Here is a 22,195-nt window from a genome sequence, read left to right as displayed (position 1 = left end):
CCCCCAAGCCCCCATAAGAACAACAGGAAGGATCCGCCATGAGCCACAACCCCCATCCTCCCCTGGCCGAAACGGCCCCCGTGCCTTTGGAAGAAGGCGCGACACCCGACGCGGACCTCGAGAACGCGGCGGTCATTGCGCGCCAGCCCATCGTGAACGAGCACCGTGCCGTCTATGGCTATGAGCTGTTCGACCGATCCACCCGCGCGACCGCCCACACCGCTGCCAGCGACGCGGCCTTGCTGTTCAACGCGCTGTCCTATGCCGGCACCGAAGCCCTGGTGGGCAAGAAGACGGTGTTCATCAACTGCACCCACGACAGCTTGGCCGGCGGCCACCTGGAACTGATCAGCCCTGAAAAAGTGGTGCTGGAAGTTCCGCCCATGCCCACCGACGACGTGCCCTTGATCGAGCAGCGCGCCGTGGTGCTGCAAGCCCTCAAGGAGCGTGGCTTTCGCCTCGCCTTCCCGCACCAGATGCTGCGCCGTGCCTATGCCTCCTGGCTGCCCCTGGCGTCCTTCATCAAGATCGAGATGAACACGCTGCGGCCCGAGCTGGCCGAGCCCTTGATCAAGTTTGCGCGCGCCAACACCCGCGCCGAAATGATTGCCGAGAAGGTGGAAACCGCCGAGCAGTTCGAGCGCATGAGCGCCCTGGGCGTGAAGCTGTTCCAGGGCTTCTGGTTTGCCAAGCCCGCGCTGGTGCAGGCCAAGACCATCCGCCCGGCCCAGGCGACGATCATTCAGTTGATCAACCTGGTTCGCAAGCAAGCCGACGCCGCCGAAATCGAAGACCTGCTCAAGAAGGATCCCACCCTGTCCTTCAACCTGCTGCGTTTCATCAACTCGGCGGGCTTTGGCCTGCAGGTGGAGGTCACCTCCTTCCGCCACGCCGTGATGATGCTCGGCATGAAGAAGCTGTTCCGCTGGGCCGCCCTGCTGCTGACCACCTCCAAAGAAGGTGCCCCCCCGGCGGTGGGCAGCACCGCCGTGGTGCGCGGGCGTTTGATGGAGTTGCTGGCTGCCGAATTGCTGCCGCCAGAGGAGTTCGACAACGCCTTCATCGTGGGCGTGTTCTCGCTGCTCGACACCATGCTCGGCATCTCGCTGGAAAAGGCCCTGGACACGGTGTCCTTGCCGCAGAACGTGGTCGACGCCTTGCTCAACAAATCAGGCCTGTTCTGGCCTCTGCTCGAATTGACCATCGCCTGCGAAACTGGCGATGACGCGGTGTTCGCCCGTGTCGCCACCGAGCTTCACCTGTCCAACCGCCAAGTCAACTGGGCTCATTTGCAAGCCCTGGATTGGGCTGAATCCCTCAACGACTGAGGGCCAGACCCACCATCCAATTTGGTGCACCTTCGCAAACGGGTGCACCATAACGAGGCTTCCGCAGCCGATGGGCCGGCTGCGGCCCTCGCCCAGCGTCCACGGACTCAATCGGGCTTGATGCCCGCGGTGCGGATGATGCGCGCGTTGGCCTCGGACTCCTGCGCGATCAGGCGCGCCAGGTCGGCAGGTTTGCCTCCGGCGGGCTGGTTGTCGGAAGCCAGCAGGCGCTGGCGCACCTCGGGCCGGGCCAACACCCGGTTCACCTCCTCGTTCACGCGCTCCACCACGGCCTGCGGCGTGCGGGCGGGCGCAAACAAGGCAAACTGAGACGCGAGGTTCGCTGCCGCATAACCCAGCTCGGCCAGGGTCGGCACCTTGGGCAAGGTGTCCAGTCGCTGCGCGCTGCCCACCGCCAAAGGGTGCAAGCGCCCTGAGGCAATGTGCTGAAGCACGGCGGCGCTGGCGTTGGTGGACAGCACTTCAAATTGCCCACTGAGTGCATCGGTCATCTGCTGGCCGCCCCCCTTGTACGGCACATGGGTGATGTCGACCTGGGCCGCCGCCTTGAGCTGCTCCAGCATGATGTGGCCCAGCGAGGCCTGCCCCGCCGTGGCCCAGCGCAAGCCACCAGGGCGTTGCCGCGCTTGCGCCAGCAGCCCCGCGAAGTCGCGCACAGGGGTGGCCGAGGTCGCCAACAGCAGCACCGGTGAGCTCATGACCTGCACCACGGGCTGCACATCGCGCAGCGGGTCGTAGGGCACCCGCCCCAGGTGCGGGCTGAGGGTCAACGGGCTGATCGCACTGAAAGTCAGGGTGTAGCCATCGGGCGCGGCCTTGGCCACGGCATCCATGGCAATGGCACCGCTGGCACCAGCCTTGTTCTCGATCAGGACCGACACGCCAAGGGCGGGCTGCAATTGTTCGGCCAGCAGGCGGGCCACGGCATCACTGACACCGCCGGGCGGGTAGGCCACCAGGATGTGCAGCGGCCGACTCGGCCAAGGAGCAGGGCTTTGGGCCCAAGTCGGGGTCAGGCCCAGCGCCAGCGGGGCACCGACCAGGAGTTGGCGTCGGGACAAGGGGGTCATGTCGTTCCTAGAAGATCGGTGGCGCCGGCCTGGCCCTGCCGCTCAGCCGCGCGGGTGGTGCACGGCATGCAGTTGGCGCAAGCGCTCGCGCGCCACGTGGGTGTAGATGGTGGTGGTGGAAATGTCGGCATGGCCCAGCAAGAGCTGCACCGAGCGCAGGTCGGCGCCATGGTTGAGCAAATGCGTGGCGAAAGCGTGGCGCAGCGTGTGCGGCGACAGGGGGCTGTGGATGTGGGCCAGTTGCGCGTTCTTGCGCACGATGACCCAGAACATGACCCGCGTCATGCGCTGGCCGCGTTGGGTGACAAACAGGTCGTCCGAACTTTGCCCCCCCAGGATCTGCGCGCGCGCCTCGGCCAGGTAGCGGGTGAGCCAATCACGGGCCACCTCGCCAAAGGGCACCAGGCGCTCTTTGTCGCCCTTGCCCATGACCTTGAGCACCCCCTCCTTGAGCCCCAACTCGAACAAGCGCAGGCCCACCAGTTCGGACACCCGCAGGCCGCTGGCGTACATCAACTCCAGCATGGCACGGTCGCGCAGGCCCAGCGGTGTGCTGGTGTCGGGCGCGGCCAGCAAGGCCTCGACCTGGGCTTCGCTGAGGGTCTTGGGCACGCGCAAAGGCTGGCGCGCGGCCAGCAGACGCAGGGTGGGGTCGGCGTTGACCCGGCGCTCGCGCAAGGCCCAGTGGAAGTAGCGGCGCAACACCGTCAGGCGTCGGTTGGAGGTGCTGGCGCGGGTGCTGGCATGGCGCGCATCAAAGTACTGGCGCAGGTGCTCTTCGGCGGTGTGATCCAGACTCAAACCCTGAGGCCCCAGCCAGTCGGCGTACAGGCTCAGGTCCTTGCGGTAGGCCGCCAGGGTGTTGTGCGCCAGGCCGTCCTCCAGCCACAGGGCATCGATGAATGCGTCAATGGCGTCTTGGCTGGCAGGCGACAAGAGCACGGGCGAGGGCTTGGATTTCAAGGTCACGACTTCAGAAAAGGCAAAGCGCACTATGCCACGGCCCGGGTACACCGCCGCCATGAAAAAAGCCCGGCCAAAGCCGGGCTGGAGGACAGGCTGCGCGCCAGCTTGCGCTCAGTCCAGGGTCAGCTTCTGCTGCGTGACCACGCGCTTGTAGGTGTCGAATTCAGCCTTGATCTGCTCGGCAAACTGCTCGGGCGTGTTGGCCACGATGATCGAGCCCGTGTCTTCGATGCGCTTGCGCACCGCCGGGTCTTCCAGGGCCTTGCGCACACCGGCGTTGACCTTGTCGACGACTTCCTTGGGCAGGCCTTTGGGGCCGTAGATGCCGTAGTAGGCCATGCGGTTCACCGGCTCCAGACCCACTTCCTTGAAGGTGGGCACATTGGGCAGTGCCGGCACGCGCTGAGGGGCCGCCACCACGATGGGCACCAGGCGGTTTTCCTTCAGGAAGGGCATGGCCGAGGGCAGGTTGTCAAAAATCATCGGAACCTGACCGGCCACCGTGTCATTGAGCGCCGGGCCGGCACCGCGGTAGGGGATGTGGGTCACAAAGATGCCGGCCAGGTTCTTGTACAGCTCCATTTGCAGGTGGCCAATGCCCCCCGTGCCCGACGAGGAGTACGAGTACTTGCCCGGCGACTTCTTCACCTCCGCCAGAAAGCCCTTGTAGTCCTTGGCCGGGAAGCTGGGGTGCACCGCGATGATGTTCGGGGTGGCCGCCACATTGATGATGGGCGTGAAGTCCGTCAGCGGGTTGTACGAGATCTTGGGGTTGATGGCCGGGTTGGCTGCCGTGGTGGACACCGTGGCCACGCCCAGGCTGTAGCCGTCAGGCACGGCACGCGCGGTTTCGGTGGCCCCCACCACGCCGCCGCCGCCCGCCTTGTTGACCACCACCACCGGCTGGCCCAGGGCCTTGCTCAGCGGGTCGGCGATGGTGCGCGCAATGATGTCGGTGGTGCCACCGGGGGCAAAGGGCACGACCAATTGAACGGCCTTGTTGGGGTAGCTTTGAGCGAAGGTGGCGCTGGTCAGCGCGCTGAGCATGAGTGCAGTCCAGGTGCGGCGATGCATGAAAAATCTCCTTGGGAACCGTAATTCAATCCAAGATCGTAACGGCTTCAGAAGCGCTTGCGCATGTGTTTCTCCACTAAGTGGAAACCCGGCAGAAGGTGGGCTGTTATTCTCGAGCGGTGAACTACGCCCAACTGCTTTTTCCAGACTTCTCGCTCATTCTTTGCGGCTTTTTGCTGTGCCGTTACACCGCCCTGAACCGCACGGTCTGGCAGCAGGTGGAGAGCCTGGTCTACTTCTTTCTCTTCCCGGTGCTGCTGTTCCAGTCCATCGTGAAAAGTCCGCTCAACCTGGATGCCGCCTCGGGCTTGTTGATGGCGGGGGTGCTGATGGGTTTGTCGGGCATTGCGCTGTCCTACAGCCTGCCGTGGTGGCCCTGGCTCGGGCGCCACGTGCGGGGCCGCGAACACGCGGCCAGCGTGCAAGTGGCATTTCGCTTCAACTCCTTCATCGCATTGGCCATCACCGATCGGCTGGCGGGCCCGCAAGGCATGTTGTTGATTGCCGTGCTGATCGGGGTCTGTGTGCCCATCTTCAACATCGCCGCGGTCTGGCCCATGGCGCGGGGGGGGCAACGTGGCTTTGTGGGCGAGGTGCTGCGCAATCCCTTGGTGATCGCCACGGCCAGCGGACTCGCGGCCAACCTGGCCGGCTTCACCATGCCGGTCTGGTTGGAGCCCACGGTGTCGCGCATTGGCGCCGCCTCCCTGGCGCTGGGCCTGATGGCGGCCGGTGCAGGCATGGAGATTGGCCAGCTGGCACGGGCCAAGACGCTGGCGGCCTCGGTGCTCACCATCCGCCACCTGGTCCTGCCGCTGCTGGCCTGGGGCCTGGCGCGGGCCTTTGCGCTGGACAACGTGCAAACCACCGTGCTGCTCGCGTTTTCGGCCTTGCCCACCGCCTCGACCTGCTATGTGCTGGCGGCGCGCATGGGCTACAACGGGGCTTATGTGGCCGGCCTGGTCACCCTCTCAACCCTGCTGGGCATGGTCAGCCTGCCCTTCGCGCTGGGGGTGTTGCGCTAGGGCCCAATCCAGGTGCTCGGCCAGCAGGGCCGAGGCCTCGGGCCGCAGCGCCTGCAAAATCGCCCGCAAGGCCAGCGCCTCGGGCTCAGGGAGAGCGCTCGAATGCAGCGCATTGCCCGCCGCCACGGCCAGGTTGCGCTGCCAGCGTGCATGACCAATGCGGCGGATCGGCCCCCCCTCGGTGCGACGCAGAAATTCGGCCTCCGACCAGCCCAGCAGTGTGGCCAGACTCGAGCCCGACAAACCCGCGCGCTCATCAAAATCAGGCAGGGCCGAGCGCTGGGCGTACTTGTTCCAGGGGCAGGCCAACTGGCAGTCGTCACAACCGTAAATGCGGTTGCCCATCAGGGCCCGGAATGCCAGCGGAATGGGGCCGTCGTGCTCGATGGTGAGGTAGGAGATGCAACGCCGCGCGTCCACCCGGTGCGGCGCCACAATGGCCTGGGTCGGGCAGGCGCTGAGGCAGGCACTGCACTGGCCGCAGTGGGCCGACACCGGCTCGGTGGGCGGCAGGGCCAGGTCCAGAAAAATCTCGCCCAGAAAGAACATCGAGCCGCCTTCGCGGTTCAGCACCAGGGTGTGCTTGCCGCGCCAGCCCTGGCCACTGCGCTGGGCCAGCTCCACCTCCAACACCGGGGCCGAGTCCGTGAACACCCGGTAGCCCAGCGGCCCCACCTCGGCGGCCAGGCGATCGGCCAGTTTTTGCAATCGGCTGCGCAAGACCTTGTGATAATCACGCCCCCGGGCATAGACCGAGACCACGGCCTCGCCCGGACGCTGGTGGCGTGACCATTCGCGGGCGACCCAGTCACCGGGGGTGTTGGCCGGCAGATAATCCATGCGCGCCGTGAGCACGCTGACCGTGCCGGGCAGCAGTTCGGCCGGCCGGGCCCGTTTCAGGCCATGCGCAGCCATGTAATCCATGCTGCCGTGGAACCCCGCCGCCAGCCAAGCCTCCAAGCCGGGCTCGGCGCTGCTCAAGTCCACGCCGGCCACGCCGATTTGGGAAAATCCGAGTTCCAGTGCCCAGGCCTGGAGACGGGAAACGAGTTGACTGCTGTAGTTGTGCACCCTGGAATTGTAGGAAGCCCCACCCCCATGCCCCACCCGACCCCCGCCTTGCTGCAAACCTGGACCTGCGAAGACGACACCGCGGCCTTCGCCCAGCGCCTGGCTGCCTTGCCGGGGGTGCGCCATGCCTTCATCGAACTGCACGGCGACCTGGGGGCAGGCAAGACCACCTTCGTGCGCCACCTGCTGCGCGCCCTGGGCGTGAGCGGACGCATCAAAAGCCCCACCTACGCGGTGGTCGAGCCCCACGAAGTGGGTCAGGAGGCGCAGCGCCTGCGGATTTGGCACTTTGACTTCTACCGCTTCAATGACCCGCGCGAGTGGGAGGACGCGGGCTTTCGCGACCTGTTTGCCAGCCCCGGCCTGAAGTTGGCCGAATGGCCTGAAAAAGCCGCCAGCGTGCTGCCCCCGGCCGACCTGGTGTTGAACCTGCGCGTGCTGGCCGACACGGAGGCGGCCAGCACCACTGAAGACTTGGACGAGGCCCCGCCCGCGCCACGCGAACTGCGCCTGCAAGCTGGCACGGCGCTGGGCCGGGAGCTGCTGGAGGCCCTGCGCGCATGAGCCGCCCTTCTCTGCCCAAGGCACCGCCCACCGCCCTGACCCGCCGCCCCCTGACCCGCCGCCAATGGCTGCGCACAGGTGGCCTGGTGCTCAGCCTGGGGCTGAGCGAACTAGCCTGGGGGGCCACCATCGTGGCGGTGCGCGTTTGGCCCGCGCCCGAATACAGCCGCGTGACCATCGAGTCCGACGGCGCCCTGGTCGCCAAACACACGTTCGTGGCCAACCCGCCGCGCCTGGCCGTGGACCTGGAAGGCATCGAACTCAACCCCGCGCTCAAGGAGCTGGTGGCCAAAGTCAAGGCGGATGACCCCTTCATCAGCGGCATCCGCGTGGGCCAGTACGCGCCTGGCGTGGTGCGCCTGGTGATCGATCTCAAACAGCCCGCCCTGCCCCAGGTGTTCAGCCTGCCGCCCGTGGCCGCCTACCAGCACCGGCTGGTGTTTGACCTCTACCCCACGGTCGAGGCCGACCCGTTGGAAGCCCTGATTGCCGAGCGCCTGCAAGACAGCAAGCCCAAGCCTCAGGTCGATGCCAGCCCACGACCCAACCCGGCGCCGACCTTGGCCACGTCGCCCCGCCCCGCCCCGGCCCCGGCCGACCCGCTGGGTGAGCTGATCGCGCAGCACCAACCGGGCAAGGGCGGCGCAGTTGCCAGCGCACCAGTGCCGGCGTCCAGCGCATCGCCGGCGCTGCGACCCAGCCCCAGCCTGGGCGCTGGCAGCCCGGCAACGCCGCCGCCAACCGCGAGCCCGCCATCGGCGCCCACCACCGCCCCCGCAGCGACCAAGCCCAGCAGTGCCACGGACCGCCTGATCATCATCGCGCTGGACCCAGGCCACGGCGGCGAAGACCCCGGCGCGACCGGCCCCTCGGGCACACGCGAAAAAGACGTGGTCTTGAGCATTGCGCACCGCCTGCGCGAGCGCATCAACAACACCACGGTCAATGGCAACCCGATGCGCGCCTACATGACGCGCGATGCCGATTTCTTTGTGCCCCTGCACGTGCGGGTGGACAAGGCGCGGCGCGTGCAGGCCGACCTGTTTGTCAGCATCCACGCCGATGCCTTCATCACCCCGACGGCGCGGGGCGCCAGCGTGTTTGCGCTGAGCCAGAGCGGCGCCTCCAGCTCCGCCGCGCGCTGGATGGCCGACAAGGAGAACAAAGCCGACCAAGTGGGCGGCCTCAATGTGCGGGTGCAGGACGCCACCGTGCAACGCGCCTTGCTGGACATGAGCACCACCGCCCAGATCAATGACAGCCTCAAGCTCGGCAGCGCGCTGCTGGGCGAGATCGGTGCGGTCGGCCGGCTGCACAAGCCCAAGGTCGAGCAGGCCGGCTTTGCGGTGCTCAAGGCCCCGGACATCCCCAGCGTGCTGGTGGAGACCGCCTTCATCAGCAACCCTGAAGAAGAAGCTCGCCTGCGCAGCCCGGAGTACCAAGACCAATTGGCCGACGCGGTGATGCGCGGCATCCAGCGTTACTTCTCGCGCAACCCACCTCTGGCGCGCAACCGCAGCACCTGAGGCAGGGCGATGGGCCGTGCACTGGCGGCGCCCCGCGTGGGGCCGCCGTGCTGCCAGCCCCAATGCAAACATTTGGTATCAACTGAAACACGCGTGAAAGGCGCTGTCGGCCTATTCTCGAGTCAGACAAACGGCAGCAATTCGGTATTGAACGTTAAGTTCCAAGCCACTGCCTTCGCTTCAGAGGATTCACCATGACCGCATCACTTCACACCAACAAGCCACTGCATTCCGCCCCAGCCGCCTCTTTCAGCGCGCGTTCGGGTGCCCGTTCTGCCACCGTCATCACCCTGCTGGCCTTGAGCCTGTCGCTGGGTGCCTGCGCTTCGCGCCCGACCCACCAGCAAGTGGGCACGGTGGCCGGTGCAGTGGTCGGGGGCGCCACGGGCAGCGTGCTGTTTGGCAGCACCTTGGGCACGGTGGCCGGTGCAGCCGCCGGCGCTCTGGCCGGCAGCGAGCTGACCAAGCACCGCCGCTGATCCGCTTTGGCGGCCCCGGGAGGGCGGCTTCAAAGCGGGTAGATCAGCGAATTGAGCACGGTGTCGCCGTCCAGAATGCATCGCCGGCTTTGCAGCCTCAGCCCCTCGGAGGTGTGCACCAACTCATCCAGGTAACGCCCCACGCTGTAGACCTCGCTGGCCTGGCTGGGCCGGTTGCCGAACACGGCAAAACGCGGTTTCGGCCTGCACCACCCCCTGCTGCTCCGGGCCCGGCTCCACTTGAGGCAGGCTCAAGCGTGCCGGCGACAGCACGTGGCGCCTGGTGTAGGGCGCGAGGTAGAGGGTCTGGGTGATGCCGTAGACGCGGTCGCGCAGCATGCCCTGCCCCTCCAGCGCCAGCAAGGCCAGCGGCAATTGCCGGTCAAAGTTGCTGGCTGAACTCGATCACCTCGCCATCGTCGGCACTCACAGAGCCCGCAGGCACGAACAGGTTGGCCTGGCGCAAGCGGCGCTGGGTCATCTCGGGGCTGTCGTCGGCAAAGCCGAAATGGGTCCAGACAAAGTCAAACTCACCGGGACCGCGCGGCACGATGTGGCGGGTGGGCAGCGAGTTGACCTGTTGTTGCACGATCAGCCCCGGGAACAAGGTCATCATGGCCACGGTGGGGGTGATGATCTGGCCTGGTTGGGCCGGGTCGGGCACCGTCCACCAGGGGTCGCTCACCACGTCCAGCAAGCGCGGGTCGGCCAGGCTCATGTTGAGCCTTGAAAGAACGCCCCCCTCCGTGACGGCCGCTTGGCCGCCTTCGTTGCGGCGCGACACCATGACGGCGCGGCGTTCGCCAACCCAGCTCAGGCGGTCGTCACCAAGCTGGGGCACCTCGGCCTCCAAGCCAACGCAGTTCCAGTGCTCGCCATCAAAGAAGCGCTGCAACTCGCGTTCATGCAGTTGCGCGTCGGTGTAGAGCCGGTGCGGGACACGGCTGGAGCCCGGGCCGCTCCATTCAAAAGGGGAGGCCTCCGAGGGCCCGCAGGCTGCGGTCATGTGTCTCACTCCCCAATGCGGGGAAGGGGGAGACAAATAAAAAGCCCACTGATAATCAGTGGACTGGTGCAGATTGACCCTGAGAAAGCCCCCCCAAGGCCTCAGGCTTGGGCGCCAGCGCCCGAGCGGCGGCTGCGCCAGGCGGCCCACAGCGCCGGCAAGCCCGGCAGGATGATCATGGCCCAGATGATTTTCTCGAAGTGCTGACGCACCCACGGCAGGTTGCCGAACAGGTAGCCAATCGTGCACACGCCCAGCACCCAGATCAGGGCCCCCAGCACGTTGAAGGCGGTGAAACGGCTGCGCGTCATTTCGGCCACACCGGCCACAAAGGGCGCGAAGGTGCGAATGAAAGGCATGAAGCGTGCGGCAATCACCGTGACGCCGCCCCAACGCTCGTAGAAGGCGTGGGCTTGGTTGAAGGCCTGCTTGTTGAAGAAGCGCGAGCTCTCCCACTGGAACACGCGCGGCCCAAAAAAGCGGCCAATCTGGTAGTTGCATTGGTCGCCCAGGATGGCGGCCACGATCAGCACCACGCAGGCCAGGGGCAAGTTCAGCAGACCGGCACCGCCCATCGCACCCACGATGAAGAGCAGCGAATCGCCAGGCAAAAAGGGCATCACCACCAAACCCGTCTCAACAAAGACGATGGCAAACAGCAGCGCATAAACCCAGACACCGTGGTTCTGGACGAAGTATTCGAGGTGCTTGTCGACGTGGATGATGAAGTCGATCAAGGCGGCAATGATTTCCATGGGGCTCCTTTTGGGCGACCGATTATGACGGCAGCAGGTGCTGCGCGCGTGACATGCCCCCGCCAAGCGTCGGGCTGACGGCCCGGCCTCTAAAATCCCCGGGTGAACGATCTCCACCCTGCCCCCGCCCGCCGCCCGATCCGGGAGCTTCCCGATGAACTGATCAGCCAGATCGCCGCCGGCGAGGTGGTCGAACGCCCCGCCTCGGTGGTGCGTGAGTTGGTGGACAACGCGCTGGACGCGGGCGCCCACCAGATCACACTGCGCCTGCTGGCCGGCGGTGTGCGTTTGATCTCGGTCGAGGACGACGGCATCGGCATTCCCCAGGACGAGCTGCCCGTCGCCCTGAAGCGCCACGCCACCAGCAAGATCCAAAGCCTGCACGACCTGGAGTCGGTGGGCACCATGGGTTTCCGGGGCGAGGCCCTGGCGGCCATCGCCTCGGTCTCGGAAATGGCCGTGCTGTCGCGCCCAGAGGGCCAAGCCACGGCCTGCCTGTTGGACGCGCGCACCGGTGAGATCAAGCCCGCAGCGCGCGCCACCGGCACCACGGTGGAGGTCAAGGAGCTGTTTTTCTCCACACCTGCGCGGCGCAAGTTCCTCAAGTCCGATGCCACCGAACTGGCCCACTGCGTCGAATCTGTGCGGCGCCACGCGCTGGCGCGGCCCGATGTGGGCTTTGCCATCTGGCACGAAGGCAAGCTGGTGGAGCAGTGGCGTGCCTGCCACGGCCCCGAGGCACACGACCGGCGACTGGCCGACGTGCTGGGCGAGGACTTTTTGAGCCAATCGGTGGCGGTGCACTACAACGTGGGCCCGGTGCGCGTGAGCGGCCGCGCGGGCGTGCCCGACGCCGCACGCTCCCGTGCGGACCACCAGTTTTGCTACGTCAACGGCCGCTACGTGCGCGACAAGGTGCTGACCCACGCCGCCCGCAGCGCCTACGAGGACGTGCTGCACGGCCACCGCCAACCGATTTACGCGCTGACGCTGGAAATCGACCCCACCCGCGTGGACGTGAACGTGCACCCGACCAAGATCGAAGTGCGCTTTCGCGAAAGCCGCGAGGTGCATCAGGCGGTGCGCTATGCGGTAGAAAACGCCTTGGCCGCCCCGCGTGCCGCCATGGCCGCCGCTGCAGCAGCGGCGGCGGCGGCGCAAAACCCGGCATTGGGCCCAACCGACCCCAGCACCCCAGGCCTGACCTTGAGCCCATCGCCCGCCGCCGGCCCAGCCGCCTTCAACGCCCACTGGACCCAGCCTGGCATGGGCTTTGGCCAAGAGCCGCCCGGCCACCGCGTGAGCGACTTGGGCGCCCTGTGGCAACCCGGCTTGCCGGCCGCTTCAGGCGAAGCCGGCCTGGATGCCCAGCCTTTTGGCCGTTGGGGCCAGGCCAGCGGCTCAGCGCCCGCGCCAGCCGCGCTGGGCCAGCCCCTGTTCAACCAGGCCAGCCTGCCCCCCATGGCGGCCCCCAGCGGGCTGCCGCAAACCCAGGACAACTGGCCCCTGGGCCGCGCCATCGCGCAGCTGCAAGGGGTCTACATCCTGGCCGAGAACGCCCACGGCCTGGTGATTGTCGACATGCACGCGGCACACGAACGCATCGTGTACGAGCGCCTCAAGACCCAGATCGATGTGGCACCGCTGTCCAGCCAACCGCTGCTGATCCCCGCCACCTTTGCCGCCACAGCCCAAGAAGTGGCCACGGCCGAGGAATGCGCCGACACCTTGGCCACCCTGGGCCTGGAGATCGTGCCCTTTTCGCCCAAGACCCTGGCCGTGCGCGCCGTGCCCAGCACCTTGGCGCAAGGGGATGCCGTGGAATTGGCACGCAGCGTGCTCGCCGAACTGGGCCAGCACGACGCCAGCACCGTGGTGCAGCGTGCGCGCAATGAATTGCTGGCCACCATGGCCTGCCACGGCGCCGTGCGCGCCAACCGCCGCTTGACGCTGGACGAAATGAATGCCTTGCTGCGCCAGATGGAAGACACCGAGCGATCTGACCAATGCAACCACGGCCGGCCCACCTGGCGCCAGCTCACACTGCGCGAGCTGGACAACCTGTTCCTGCGCGGCCGCTGAAGCAAGCCGACGGAGATCGGTGCCGACCTCGGGCACGCACCGACGTGGGGGGTTTGGGCCCGCCAGTGCCGCAGGCCGCCCAGGCGCTCACACCTGCAGCAAATGCCGCTTGGCGCTCACCTGAGCCCAATGGACATGCTCGGCCATCGGAGGTTCATGGCGGCGAATGGGCTGCCAGCCCGGCGCCTTGGCCAGCCGGGCATTCAAGGCGACATAGTCGGCTTGATCCGGCGGCACCTCGGCGGCATTGACGATGGCCTGCACCGGGCACTGTGGCACGCAGACCGAGCAGTCAATGCAACCGTCCGGGTCGATCACCAGGAAGTTGGGACCGGCCACAAAGCAGTCCATGGGACAGACCTCAACGCAGTCGGTGTAACGGCACTGGATGCAGGCCTCGGTCACGATGAAAGGCATAGGCCCTCCGACTGTGGCATCCCTGGGCTGTCAAGGCCTCGCCATCGGCCGTCGTCGGCCCTCTCCAACACACTCACCACCGCACATCCCTTTCGGACAAACATCCCTGATCACACCCCCAAGTTGAGGTGCGTCGGCATTGTGCCCAGATCAGCGCGTCAGAGGCTGCTGCGGGGTCTTTGGGCTGTGTGGCGTCCGGTGGCGCCCGGTGTCAGCGCAGGGCTTGGGCCAGTGCGGCCCAGGCCTTGAGCGTGGTGGCGTGGGTGAAGGCCGCGCCCGCCACGGGGTGGGAGGACAACTTGATCACCACCATCTGCGCGGCCGGATTGATGTGGATGAACTGCCCGTGCACACCGGCGGCCTCGTAGGCGCCGTCCGCGTTGTGCAGCACCCACCACTGGTTGCGGTAGCTGTAGCCCGGCCGGGCCGCCTGCAGGCCTCCCGCCTTGAAGCGTTCGCGGTCACCGCCGCGGGCCGTGTCCTCGATGACCGCGGCGTCAAAGATTTTTTGGCCGTTGAAGCGTCCGCCCAGGCGCAGCATCTCGCCCACCCGCGCCAGGTCCCGTGCCGTGGCATTGAGGCCTGCGCCCTGCAAAGGCGTGCCCACACTGTCGACCATCACATAGGCATCCTCTTCCATGCCCATTTTTTGCCAGAGCTGCTGACTCATGAGGTCGGCCCAGTGCTGGCCGGTGACACGCGAGACGATCCAGCCCAGCACCTCGGAGTGCACCGTGCGGTAGGTGAAGGCCTGGCCATGTTCGCCATCCTTGGGCAAGGTCTTGAGAAAGTCGTACACATTGCCGGCCCCCTGGTAGCCCGCCGGGCGTGGCAACAAGCCACTGGCCCAGGCATAGCCAAAAATTTCGCTGCTCGGGTCGGTGTAGTTTTCACGGAAGCGCACGGCGCCGGTCATGTCCATGACCTCACGCACCTTCATGTCACCCCAGGCGGAACCCGCGAGTTCGGGAACATAGCGGGTGACCAGGGCCTGCGGGTCCAGCCGGCCTTCGTGCGCCAGTTGCGCGGCCATCAGGCCCGTGAAGGACTTGGTGACAGAAAACAGCAGGTGCGGCGAGCTGGGCTGCATCTGGTTGTCGTAGCGCTCGTAGACCACCCGACCTCGGTGCAAGACCAGCAAAGCATCGGTGTAGGTGCTTTGCGCCCACGCCTCCAGGCTGATTTTCTGGCCTTTGGCATCCTCGAACTGCAGTGCGCCCAGTGGCTTGGGATCGGCCGGCAAGGCCGAAGCCGGAGCGCTGCCACGGCGGATGTTGCGCGTGGGCTGCAACTCGCGCAGGTGTTGCACCACCCAACGCAATTGAGGGTATTTGTAGGCATTGCTCTGGTCCACCCGCTGTGCACCTTCGGGCGGAAAAGTGCTCATGTAACCCAAGCGGTCCAAATGCACACTGTCAGGCGGTGGCAGCGTGGGCGCCGGCGATTGGGCCATGACCGGCACGGCACCCGCTGACAGCAACAGGCCCAAAGCCGCAGCGAGGCGACTGAGCCCAAGGCGCCAAAGCCCTGGCGGCGCGGCCAACAGCGTCTGGGAGCGGACAAGGAAAGAGGTCATGGGCGTCTCCTGTGCGGGTTGAACGGAATGAGCGCACACAGGTCGCGGCCTGAGTTCGCCCCGGCAAGGTTAAGGGGGGGGCGGGCCGTGCAGGCATCGCCTAAGTGACAGGTTTGCCGTGGACGCCACCCCTGCTTGCACAAGTCCGGATCAGCGGCTTTCTGATACCCTCGATTGGATGTCTGTTTCCTCTTCTGCCTCCTCGACTTCCCTGGCCCCTGCCACGCTGATGTCCCCTGGCCTGGTGGTGCTGGTGCTGTCCCTGCTGCTGGGTCTGCAACCGGTCACCACCGACCTCTACCTGCCCGCCTTGCCCGCCATGAAAGAGGGCTTTGGTGCCAGCATGACCCAGGCCCAACTGACCCTCAGCGCCTTGCTGTTGGCCTTTGGTTGCTCGCAACTGGTCTGGGGACCGCTGTCTGACCGGTGGGGCCGTCGTCCTGTGCTGCTAGCGGGCATGGTGGCCTACACGGTGTCGGCGATCGGCTGCGCAATGACGCAGTCCATGGAGGCGCTGATCTTCTGGCGTTGCGTGCAGGGCGCGGCCATGGGGGCTGGGGTGATGGGTGCACGTGCCATCGTGCGGGACCTGTATGCACCGGCCGAAGGGGCCCGTGTGATGTCCAAAGGTTTGTCTGGACTGGGCGTGTTCGCCTGTTTGAGCGCCCCCCTGGGGGGCTTGCTGTCCAACCACCTGGGCTGGCGCGCCGCCATGCTGGCCCTGGCCGTGTTCGGCGCACTGACCCTGGGCCTGCTGGCCCTGCGCTTCGAAGAAAGCCTGAAGCAGCGCAACCCGCGCGCCCTGCAACCCGCCACCCTGTGGCGCACCTGGGGGCAGATCCTGCGCCACCCAACTTTTGTGGCCTTCTCGGTGTTGACGGCCGCCTCGTACGGCGGTTTGTTCACCTTTTTAGCGTCCTCGTCCTTTGTGTTCATTCAGGTGCTGGGCCTGGGCAAGACGGCCTACGGACTGATCATGTGCTCGATGTCGTTTGCCTATTTTGTAGGCACCTTCATCTGCCGCTGGATGCTGCCGCGCTACGGTGTGCGGCGCAGCGTGGCCCTGGCAGGCGGGCTGACCCTGCTGGGCGGCAGCTTGATGGGGGGCTTGTCCTTGCTGGGCTGGCACAACGGCTGGGCCATCATGCTGCCCTACTACCTGTTCATGCTGGCCCACGGCGTGCACCAGCCCTGCGGCCAAAGCGGCGCCGTGGGCCCCTTCCCGCACGCCGCCGGCGCCGCCTCCGCCCTGAATGGCTTTGGCATGATGCTGATCGCCTTTGGCATGGGCGCCTGGCTGGGACAACACCTGGACGGTACGGTGTTCCCGCTGACCCTGGGCATCTGGTTCTGGAGCGCCTGCATCGCCCTGACCGCCTGGACCCTGGTGCAACGCCACGGGGAGCCCGCCCATGCTTGACCACGTGCAGGCCCCGATCCCCCCTTGTCTGGCCCTGGCCGGCCCCACCGCCTCGGGCAAAACGGCCGCCGCCCTGGCCTTGGCCCAGCGCCACCGCATTGAAATCATCAGCGTCGACTCGGCCCTGGTTTACCGTGGCATGGACGTGGGCACGGCCAAGCCCACGGCGGCCGAGCTGGCCCAGGTGCCTCACCACCTGATCGACATCCGCGACCCCTTGCAGGCCTACAGCGCCGCCGAGTTCGTGCAGGACGTGCTCCGCCTGATGCCCGACATTCGAGCGCGTGGTGCCCAGCCGGTGCTGGTGGGCGGCACCATGCTGTACTTCAAGGCCTTGATGGACGGCCTGGACCCCATGCCCGCGGCCCAGCCCGCCCTGCGCGCCGCCCTGGAGGCGGAGGCGGCCGAGCGCGGTTGGCCCGCTTTGCACGCTGAACTGGCCCAGGTGGACCCCGAGACCGCCGCCCGCCTGGCGCCCAACGATGCGCAACGCATTCAACGCGCCTTGGAGGTCTTCCGCGCCACCGGCCAGACCCTGAGCCACTTCCATGCGGGACGAGCCGGCCGCGCCACACCCGGACTGCCCCTGGTGCTGCTGACGCTGGAGCCGCACGACCGTACCTGGCTGCACGAGCGCATCGCGCGCCGCTTTGATGAGATGCTGAGCCAAGGCCTGGTCGATGAGGTACGGCAACTGCGCGAGCGCGGCGACCTGAACCCCGACCTGCCCTCCATGCGCTGTGTGGGCTACCGCCAGGCCTGGGAGGCGTTGGATGGTACCCTTTCCTTGGCCGAGCTGCGCGAACGCGGCATCTTTGCCACGCGCCAACTGGCCAAACGCCAACTCACCTGGCTGCGCGGCATGCCGAGTCGCCAGATCGTGGTGGCCGATGCGCCGGATGCCTTGCACCAGGTCTTGCAAGCGGCTGAACGGGTGCTGATCTCTCAACCAGCCACGCCACCATGACGCCCTCGACAGACGCAGCACAAAAAGCGCCCCGGGTCGCCAGGGGCCAGCCCCCTGCAGCGGTCGAGCTGATCGCCGTGGGCAAGCACTACGGCACGGTGCCGGTGTTTCAGAACGTCAGTTTTCAGGTGGCCCCGGGCGAGTTTGTGGCCATTGTGGGTGACTCCGGCGTCGGCAAATCCACCCTGCTGAACTGCCTGGCCGGTCTGGACCATTGGGACCGGGGCCGCATCCTGGTGCACGGCACGGACCTGGCCAGCTTGGACGACAACGCACGGGCCCTGTGGCGCCGCGCCCAGGTGGGATTTGTGTTCCAGGCCTTCCATGTCCTGCCCCACTTGGACGTGGCCCAGAACGTGGCCCTGCCGCTGATGCTGCTGGGCCAGCATGGGCCAGACGCCCATGCCCGCGTGCAAAGCCTGCTGGACACCGTGGGCCTGGGAGGCCTGGGGAGTCGCCTTCCGCAGCAGCTCAGCGGCGGCCAATTGCAGCGCGTGGCCATGGCCCGCGCCTTGGTGCACCGGCCTGGCCTGCTGCTGGCCGATGAACCCACCGGCAACCTGGACCCAGACACGGCGCAGCGCATCCTCGATGTGCTGCAAACCCAAAGTCGAGAGCAAGGTGCCGCGCTGGTGCTGGTCACCCACTCCGAAACCGCGGCCGCCCGCGCGGACCGGGTACTCCGTTTGCGCGCCACCGGCATTGAAAACAGTCCCTGAGCCCCACCCGTCCGGGCCACTCGACCCGGCTGCACAAGACGCCCTTCATGCCATTGCAAGCCATTCGCTCATCGCCTCTGTGGGGTTTGATCCGCAGCTTTTCCTGGCAGGAGCTGCGCCAACACCCCTGGCGCTCTGCCGCTGCCATCGCAGCGGTGATGTTGGGCGTGGCACTGGCCTTTTCGGTGCACCTGATCAACGCCTCCGCGCTGGACGAATTCGCGCAGGCCGCGCGCTCGGTCAGCGGGCAGGCTGACCTGATCTTGCGCGCTCGCCAGGGTCGGCTGGATGAGCAGCTCTACACCCAGGTCGCACTGCACGACGGCAGCGCCGAGGTGGCCCCGCTGCTGGAAATCAACACTTTGTTGTTGCGCGCGGATCTGCCCCCGGTGGCCTTGCGCGTCATCGCCGTGGATGCCCTGCGCCTGGGTCAGCTGTCTCCCGAGCTGCTGCCGCTGACTGACGCGGGCATGGACCGGATGGCAGGCTTGCAGGCCGGGCAGGTGTTCTTGAATGCCTCGGCTCAGGCCCTGGTCGGCGAGACGCGCCACGTGCGCCTGAAAACCCCCAGCGGCGAGGCCGACTTGCAGCGGGCTGGCCGCGTCATGGCCTCGGGGCCGCCTCTGGCCGTGATGGACATTGCCGCCGGACAAGACCTGTTTGACGCTGTGGGCCAATTGAGCCGCCTGGATGTGCGCCTGGCCCCGGGTGTCGACCGGCAGCGCTATCTGCAAAGCCTGTCTTTGCCCGCCCAGGTGCTGGCCAGTGAACCGGAGGATGCGGCGCAGCGGGTCAACCAGCTGTCCCGGGCCTACCGGGTCAACCTCACGGTGCTAGCCTTGGTGGCCTTGTTCACGGGCGGCTTTTTGGTGTTCTCGGTGCTGTCTTTGAGCGTGGCCCGCCGCACCCGGCAGTTTGCACTGCTCGGCGTGCTGGGTTTGCGCCCGCAGGAAGGAGCGCAGTTGGTCCTGGCCGAATCGCTGCTGCTGGGTCTGCTGGGGAGTGCGCTGGGCTTGGCTCTGGGCACAGGGCTGGCCGCGCTGGCCTTGCAACTGCTGGGCGGCGATCTGGGCGGGGGCTACTTCGCCGGCGCGTCACCGCCGTTGCAGTGGAGCCCTGCCGCTGCCGCCCTGTATGGTGGCTTGGGCGTGGCAGCCGCCCTGCTGGGGGGCTGGTGGCCAGCCCGATCGGCTGCAGCGCTGGCCCCAGCCCAGGCCCTCAAAGGCCTGGGGCAAGTCAGCACCGGGGCGCGACGCGGCGGCGCGGGATTGGGCTTGATGGCCATGGCCGGCCTGCTGGCCCTGCTGCCGCCCTGGCAAGGCATCCCACTGGGTGCTTATTTCGCGGTGGCCTTGCTGTTGCTGGGGGGCATTGTGCTGCTGCCCGAGCTGATGGGCTGGACCTACGCCCCCCTGGCTAGGCGGCTGGAGCGCCATGTGTTGCCCTTGTTGGCCGTGGAGCGGGCGCGACGCGTCAACGGCAGCGCGGCCTCCGCCATCAGTGGGGTGGTGGCCAGCTTGAGCCTGGCGGTGGCCCTGACGGTGATGGTGAGCAGCTTTCGTGGCTCGGTGATTGAGTGGCTGGACCAGGTGCTACCCGCTCCGCTGTACCTGCGCGCCAATGGCGGCGCCCAGGCCAGCGATGTGGCCACCCTCAGCCCTGCCCAAGTGGAGCGCATCGCGGCGCTCCCCCATGTAGCAGCCGTCAGCGGACTGCGGCTGCGGCCGCTGCTCTTGTCTTCCGGGCAGCCGAATCTGACCCTGATCGCCCGCAGCTTGGACCCCCAGGCTGGCAACCTGCCCCTGATCGGCAAGGCCTTGCCCGTGCCGGCGGGACAGATCGGCGTTTACGTGAGCGAAGCGGTGCTGGATTTGTACCCTGTCCAACTGGGGCAGAGCTGGGATGCCCTGGCGACGGCCTTTCAGGCTCAGCCAACGTCGCCCGTCGCCCCTGCCCGCTTTTTTGTGGCTGGGGTCTGGCGTGACTACGCGCGTCAATTTGGCAGCGTGGTCATGGGACTGTCCGATTACCAGACACTCAGTGGCGACTACTTGTTCAACGACCTGGGCCTGTGGCTGGATGCGCCAGAGCACGAGGCCGAGGTGGTCACCGCCTTGAATGCACAAGCGGCAGGGCAGTTCGAGATCAGCTCCTCCGCCGAGATCCGACGCAATTCACTGCGCATCTTTGACCGCAGCTTTGCCGTCACCTACTGGCTGCAAGCGGTGGCCATTGGCATTGGTCTGTTTGGCGTCGCGGCCAATTTCAGCGCGCAGGTACTGGCCCGACGCAAAGAGTTTGGTCTGCTGGCCCACCTGGGTTTGACGAGGCGCCAAATCCTCACCGTCGTGGCGGGTGAGGGCTTGGTGTGGACAGGGATTGGCGCCCTGGCCGGCCTTCTGCTGGGCCTGGCGGTGTCTCTGTTGTTGGTGAAGGTGGTGAACCCCCAAAGCTTTCACTGGAGCATGGAACTCCACCTGCCCTGGGCCCGTCTGATCGGCTTGTGTGCGGCCACGGTGGCGGCAGGCACCCTGACCGCGTGGTTCAGTGGCCGCGCTGCGGTAGGACAAGACGCCGTGATGGCAGTGCGCGAAGATTGGTGAACGCTTGACGAGCAACGACCTCCATGTGCAGTTGGAACCCTGGTTGAAAGTCCCCATGCCCTTCCCTGACCGACGTACTTTTTTGCGCCAATTCCTGCTGCTGAACAGCCCAGGACTGGGTTGTGCGTTGACCAGCGCGAGCCCTCTGGCGCAAGCCAAACCCATGAGCCCACCCACCGTGGATGCCGTACCTGCGCTGAACTTTCCACGTGACTTTGGCAGCCACCCCGAACAAGCCATTGAATGGTGGTACATCACCGGCAGTGCCAGCTCGGGGGGGCGCTTGTTTGGTTACCAATTGACGTTTTTCCGCGCCCGCGTGCGTGGCAATGAGGGATTGCGCTCGGCCTTCGCAGCCAAGCAACTGATCTTGGCCCATGCCGCCGTGACGGATCTGCAGGGTCAGCGCCTGTGGCACGAGCAACGCAGCGCCCGACTGGGCATGGGTCTGAGCCGCGCATCAGAGCAGGACACCGATGTGGGCTTGCACCCCTGGACCCTCCAACGCGACGCCTTGCCCAACGGCTCTCGTTACCGCGCCAGACTGAGCAGTGAGCATTTCAGTCTGTTGCTGGACTTCCAGAGCACCCAGCCCCTGCTGCTCCAGGGCCAACAAGGTCTGTCGCAGAAAGGACCAGACGCCCGCCAGTACAGCCGCTACTACAGCGAAACCCAGATGACGGTACAAGGCGAAATTCAGTTGCAAGGTCAGCGCTTTCCCCTTGATCCTCCAAACCAGCAGCCCCATGGCCGCGCCTGGCTCGACCACGAATGGAGCGACCAATTGATGGCATCGCAAGCCCAGGGCTGGGACTGGTTGGGTATGAACCTGTTCGATGGCCGCAGCCTGATGGCCTTTCGCATGCGAGGCCGCGACGGCACCCCCATCTGGGACGCTGCCACATGGCAAGACAACGATGGCCGTGTGCACAGTGCCCCCCAGGGCAGCACCGAATGGCGGCCCGGGGCACGTTGGAAGAGTCCCCGGACACAGGCCGAATACCCCGTCGAGTGGCAACTCAACTGCCCTCTGGGCCAATTTCGCGTGAAAGCCATGCTGGCCGATCAAGAGCTCGACAGTCGAAGCTCCACGGGTAATGTCTATTGGGAGGGCTTGAGTGAACTTTTCAATGCGGAAGGCGTGTGCATTGGCCGCGGTTACGTGGAGCTCACGGGGTATTCGGAGGCCTTGCGCCTTGGGTGAGCATGCCTTGACTCGATGCGTTTGATGCAACTTGAGACGCCGCTGAGCGTGATGTGCCAACAAGAACAGCTCCTTTGGGAGCTGTTTTTTTGTGTAGGGTGTGGTGAGCTTGCCTGCTCTGCTCTGCTCTGCGTTTGGCGTTTGGCGAGAGAGGGGGTAGTGGTTTTGGAGTCCCCAAAGACAAAACCCCCGCCCAGTAAAGGGAGGGGGTTTTGAGGGCTGTAATAGCCTGACGATGACCTACTTTCACACGGGAACCCGCACTATCATCGGCGCGGAGTCGTTTCACTGTCCTGTTCGGGATGGGAAGGAGTGGTACCAA

General features: G+C 66.4%; 19 protein-coding genes, 1 rRNA gene and 1 pseudogene. 11 read left to right on the top strand and 10 right to left on the bottom strand.

Translation table 11 applies throughout. The annotated features are described in order from the left end of the window. Nucleotides 1-38 precede the first annotated feature (38 nt). The gene (locus tag PSQ39_RS19900; RefSeq protein ID WP_273929116.1) at nucleotides 39-1,328 is read left to right on the top strand and encodes an EAL and HDOD domain-containing protein; all 1,290 of its coding nucleotides are present in this window, start codon (nucleotides 39-41) and stop codon (nucleotides 1,326-1,328) included. Nucleotides 1,329-1,435: 107 nt separating this feature from the next. On the opposite strand, the gene PSQ39_RS19895 is transcribed toward PSQ39_RS19900, so the two are convergent. The 3 genes from PSQ39_RS19895 to PSQ39_RS19885 all read right to left on the bottom strand — a co-directional run bounded on the left by PSQ39_RS19895 (nucleotide 1,436) and on the right by PSQ39_RS19885 (nucleotide 4,459). Then, nucleotides 1,436-2,419 carry a Bug family tripartite tricarboxylate transporter substrate binding protein gene (locus tag PSQ39_RS19895; RefSeq protein WP_273929114.1) on the bottom strand — a complete coding sequence of 328 codons (984 nt, stop codon included), beginning with the start codon at nucleotides 2,417-2,419 and terminating at the stop codon, nucleotides 1,436-1,438. A 42-nt stretch (nucleotides 2,420-2,461) separates the two neighbouring features. Then, the gene (gene xerD, locus PSQ39_RS19890) at nucleotides 2,462-3,355 is read right to left on the bottom strand and encodes a site-specific tyrosine recombinase XerD (RefSeq protein WP_273929220.1); all 894 of its coding nucleotides are present in this window, start codon (nucleotides 3,353-3,355) and stop codon (nucleotides 2,462-2,464) included. A 141-nt stretch (nucleotides 3,356-3,496) separates the two neighbouring features. Beyond that, nucleotides 3,497-4,459 carry a tripartite tricarboxylate transporter substrate binding protein BugE gene (locus PSQ39_RS19885; protein ID WP_273929113.1) on the bottom strand — a complete coding sequence of 321 codons (963 nt, stop codon included), beginning with the start codon at nucleotides 4,457-4,459 and terminating at the stop codon, nucleotides 3,497-3,499. Nucleotides 4,460-4,578: 119 nt separating this feature from the next. Here PSQ39_RS19885 and PSQ39_RS19880 point away from each other — a divergent pair, with 119 nt between their 5' ends. Further along, complete coding sequence (locus PSQ39_RS19880; protein ID WP_273929111.1) at nucleotides 4,579-5,484, top strand: AEC family transporter; 906 nt, start codon at nucleotides 4,579-4,581, stop codon at nucleotides 5,482-5,484. Here the strand turns inward: PSQ39_RS19880 and queG are convergent. Continuing rightward, nucleotides 5,431-6,555, bottom strand: coding sequence for a tRNA epoxyqueuosine(34) reductase QueG (gene queG / locus PSQ39_RS19875; protein ID WP_273929109.1), 1,125 nt, complete (start codon nucleotides 6,553-6,555; stop codon nucleotides 5,431-5,433). The genes PSQ39_RS19880 and queG overlap by 54 nt on opposite strands. On the opposite strand from queG, the gene tsaE reads away from it, so the two are divergent. From tsaE to PSQ39_RS19860, 3 genes are all read left to right on the top strand, one after another. Further along, complete coding sequence (gene tsaE, locus PSQ39_RS19870) at nucleotides 6,535-7,119, top strand: tRNA (adenosine(37)-N6)-threonylcarbamoyltransferase complex ATPase subunit type 1 TsaE (RefSeq protein ID WP_409242060.1); 585 nt, start codon at nucleotides 6,535-6,537, stop codon at nucleotides 7,117-7,119. The genes queG and tsaE overlap by 21 nt on opposite strands. Further along, the gene (locus tag PSQ39_RS19865; RefSeq protein ID WP_273929106.1) at nucleotides 7,116-8,645 is read left to right on the top strand and encodes an N-acetylmuramoyl-L-alanine amidase; all 1,530 of its coding nucleotides are present in this window, start codon (nucleotides 7,116-7,118) and stop codon (nucleotides 8,643-8,645) included. Before tsaE ends, PSQ39_RS19865 begins: the two co-directional genes overlap by 4 nt. Nucleotides 8,646-8,839: 194 nt before the next feature. Next, the gene (locus tag PSQ39_RS19860; protein ID WP_273929104.1) at nucleotides 8,840-9,124 is read left to right on the top strand and encodes a glycine zipper 2TM domain-containing protein; all 285 of its coding nucleotides are present in this window, start codon (nucleotides 8,840-8,842) and stop codon (nucleotides 9,122-9,124) included. Nucleotides 9,125-9,153: 29 nt separating this feature from the next. On the opposite strand, the gene PSQ39_RS19855 is transcribed toward PSQ39_RS19860, so the two are convergent. The 3 genes and pseudogenes from PSQ39_RS19855 to PSQ39_RS19845 form a co-directional block, all read right to left on the bottom strand. Next, nucleotides 9,154-9,309, bottom strand: coding sequence for a hypothetical protein (locus PSQ39_RS19855; RefSeq protein WP_273929102.1), 156 nt, complete (start codon nucleotides 9,307-9,309; stop codon nucleotides 9,154-9,156). Nucleotides 9,310-9,512: 203 nt separating this feature from the next. Beyond that, nucleotides 9,513-9,923: pseudogene (locus PSQ39_RS19850) on the bottom strand (salicylate hydroxylase); the annotation flags it as partial. Between the two features lie 308 nt (nucleotides 9,924-10,231). Beyond that, on the bottom strand, nucleotides 10,232-10,885 hold the full coding sequence (locus PSQ39_RS19845) for a DedA family protein (RefSeq protein ID WP_273929101.1): 654 nt from the start codon (nucleotides 10,883-10,885) through the stop codon (nucleotides 10,232-10,234). Between the two features lie 102 nt (nucleotides 10,886-10,987). Here PSQ39_RS19845 and mutL point away from each other — a divergent pair, with 102 nt between their 5' ends. Then, a complete protein-coding gene (gene mutL, locus PSQ39_RS19840; protein ID WP_273929099.1) occupies nucleotides 10,988-12,967 on the top strand; it encodes a DNA mismatch repair endonuclease MutL in 1,980 nt (659 codons plus the stop codon). An 87-nt stretch (nucleotides 12,968-13,054) separates the two neighbouring features. Here the strand turns inward: mutL and fdxA are convergent, their stop codons facing one another. Beyond that, the gene (gene fdxA / locus PSQ39_RS19835) at nucleotides 13,055-13,384 is read right to left on the bottom strand and encodes a ferredoxin FdxA (RefSeq protein ID WP_273929098.1); all 330 of its coding nucleotides are present in this window, start codon (nucleotides 13,382-13,384) and stop codon (nucleotides 13,055-13,057) included. A 211-nt stretch (nucleotides 13,385-13,595) separates the two neighbouring features. Next, nucleotides 13,596-14,960, bottom strand: coding sequence for a serine hydrolase domain-containing protein (locus PSQ39_RS19830; protein WP_409242059.1), 1,365 nt, complete (start codon nucleotides 14,958-14,960; stop codon nucleotides 13,596-13,598). A 178-nt stretch (nucleotides 14,961-15,138) separates the two neighbouring features. Between PSQ39_RS19830 and PSQ39_RS19825 the strand changes: the two genes are divergently transcribed. The 5 genes from PSQ39_RS19825 (at nucleotide 15,139) to PSQ39_RS19805 (ending at nucleotide 21,873) form a co-directional block, all read left to right on the top strand. After that, a complete protein-coding gene (locus PSQ39_RS19825) occupies nucleotides 15,139-16,380 on the top strand; it encodes a multidrug effflux MFS transporter (RefSeq protein ID WP_273929096.1) in 1,242 nt (413 codons plus the stop codon). After that, nucleotides 16,373-17,347 (top strand): tRNA (adenosine(37)-N6)-dimethylallyltransferase MiaA, encoded by a 975-nt coding sequence (gene miaA / locus PSQ39_RS19820; protein ID WP_273929094.1) that lies wholly within the window; start codon nucleotides 16,373-16,375, stop codon nucleotides 17,345-17,347. Before PSQ39_RS19825 ends, miaA begins: the two co-directional genes overlap by 8 nt. After that, complete coding sequence (locus tag PSQ39_RS19815; RefSeq protein WP_273929092.1) at nucleotides 17,344-18,066, top strand: ABC transporter ATP-binding protein; 723 nt, start codon at nucleotides 17,344-17,346, stop codon at nucleotides 18,064-18,066. The genes miaA and PSQ39_RS19815 overlap by 4 nt, the downstream gene beginning before the upstream one ends. Before the next feature lie 47 nt (nucleotides 18,067-18,113). After that, nucleotides 18,114-20,669, top strand: a complete 2,556-nt coding sequence (locus PSQ39_RS19810) for an FtsX-like permease family protein (protein WP_273929090.1) — start codon at nucleotides 18,114-18,116, stop codon at nucleotides 20,667-20,669. Between the two features lie 163 nt (nucleotides 20,670-20,832). Further along, a complete protein-coding gene (locus PSQ39_RS19805) occupies nucleotides 20,833-21,873 on the top strand; it encodes a lipocalin-like domain-containing protein (RefSeq protein WP_273929088.1) in 1,041 nt (346 codons plus the stop codon). Nucleotides 21,874-22,100: 227 nt separating this feature from the next. On the opposite strand, the gene rrf is transcribed toward PSQ39_RS19805, so the two are convergent. Beyond that, nucleotides 22,101-22,195: ribosomal RNA gene (gene rrf / locus PSQ39_RS19800) — 5S ribosomal RNA — on the bottom strand; the annotation flags it as partial.

Origin of the sequence: Curvibacter microcysteis (assembly GCF_028649455.1) — a bacterium.
GTDB classification, from domain to species: Bacteria; Pseudomonadota; Gammaproteobacteria; order Burkholderiales; family Burkholderiaceae_C; genus Curvibacter; species Curvibacter microcysteis.
This window is presented reverse-complemented; position numbering and strand designations above follow the sequence as displayed.

Excerpts from the sequence above, each read along its gene's own strand:
- miaA (WP_273929094.1), top strand. The coding sequence starts at position 16,373 with ATGCTTGACCACGTGCAGGCCCCGATCCCCCCTTGTCTGGCCCTGGCC.
- PSQ39_RS19895 (WP_273929114.1), bottom strand. The coding sequence starts at position 2,419 with ATGACCCCCTTGTCCCGACGCCAACTCCTGGTCGGTGCCCCGCTGGCG.
- PSQ39_RS19860 (WP_273929104.1), top strand. The coding sequence starts at position 8,840 with ATGACCGCATCACTTCACACCAACAAGCCACTGCATTCCGCCCCAGCC.
- PSQ39_RS19805 (WP_273929088.1), top strand. The coding sequence starts at position 20,833 with ATGAGCCCACCCACCGTGGATGCCGTACCTGCGCTGAACTTTCCACGT.
- PSQ39_RS19810 (WP_273929090.1), top strand. The coding sequence starts at position 18,114 with ATGCCATTGCAAGCCATTCGCTCATCGCCTCTGTGGGGTTTGATCCGC.
- fdxA (WP_273929098.1), bottom strand. The coding sequence starts at position 13,384 with ATGCCTTTCATCGTGACCGAGGCCTGCATCCAGTGCCGTTACACCGAC.
- PSQ39_RS19885 (WP_273929113.1), bottom strand. The coding sequence starts at position 4,459 with ATGCATCGCCGCACCTGGACTGCACTCATGCTCAGCGCGCTGACCAGC.
- PSQ39_RS19865 (WP_273929106.1), top strand. The coding sequence starts at position 7,116 with ATGAGCCGCCCTTCTCTGCCCAAGGCACCGCCCACCGCCCTGACCCGC.
- PSQ39_RS19830 (WP_409242059.1), bottom strand. The coding sequence starts at position 14,960 with ATGACCTCTTTCCTTGTCCGCTCCCAGACGCTGTTGGCCGCGCCGCCA.
- PSQ39_RS19825 (WP_273929096.1), top strand. The coding sequence starts at position 15,139 with ATGTCTGTTTCCTCTTCTGCCTCCTCGACTTCCCTGGCCCCTGCCACG.
- PSQ39_RS19815 (WP_273929092.1), top strand. The coding sequence starts at position 17,344 with ATGACGCCCTCGACAGACGCAGCACAAAAAGCGCCCCGGGTCGCCAGG.
- PSQ39_RS19845 (WP_273929101.1), bottom strand. The coding sequence starts at position 10,885 with ATGGAAATCATTGCCGCCTTGATCGACTTCATCATCCACGTCGACAAG.
- PSQ39_RS19900 (WP_273929116.1), top strand. The coding sequence starts at position 39 with ATGAGCCACAACCCCCATCCTCCCCTGGCCGAAACGGCCCCCGTGCCT.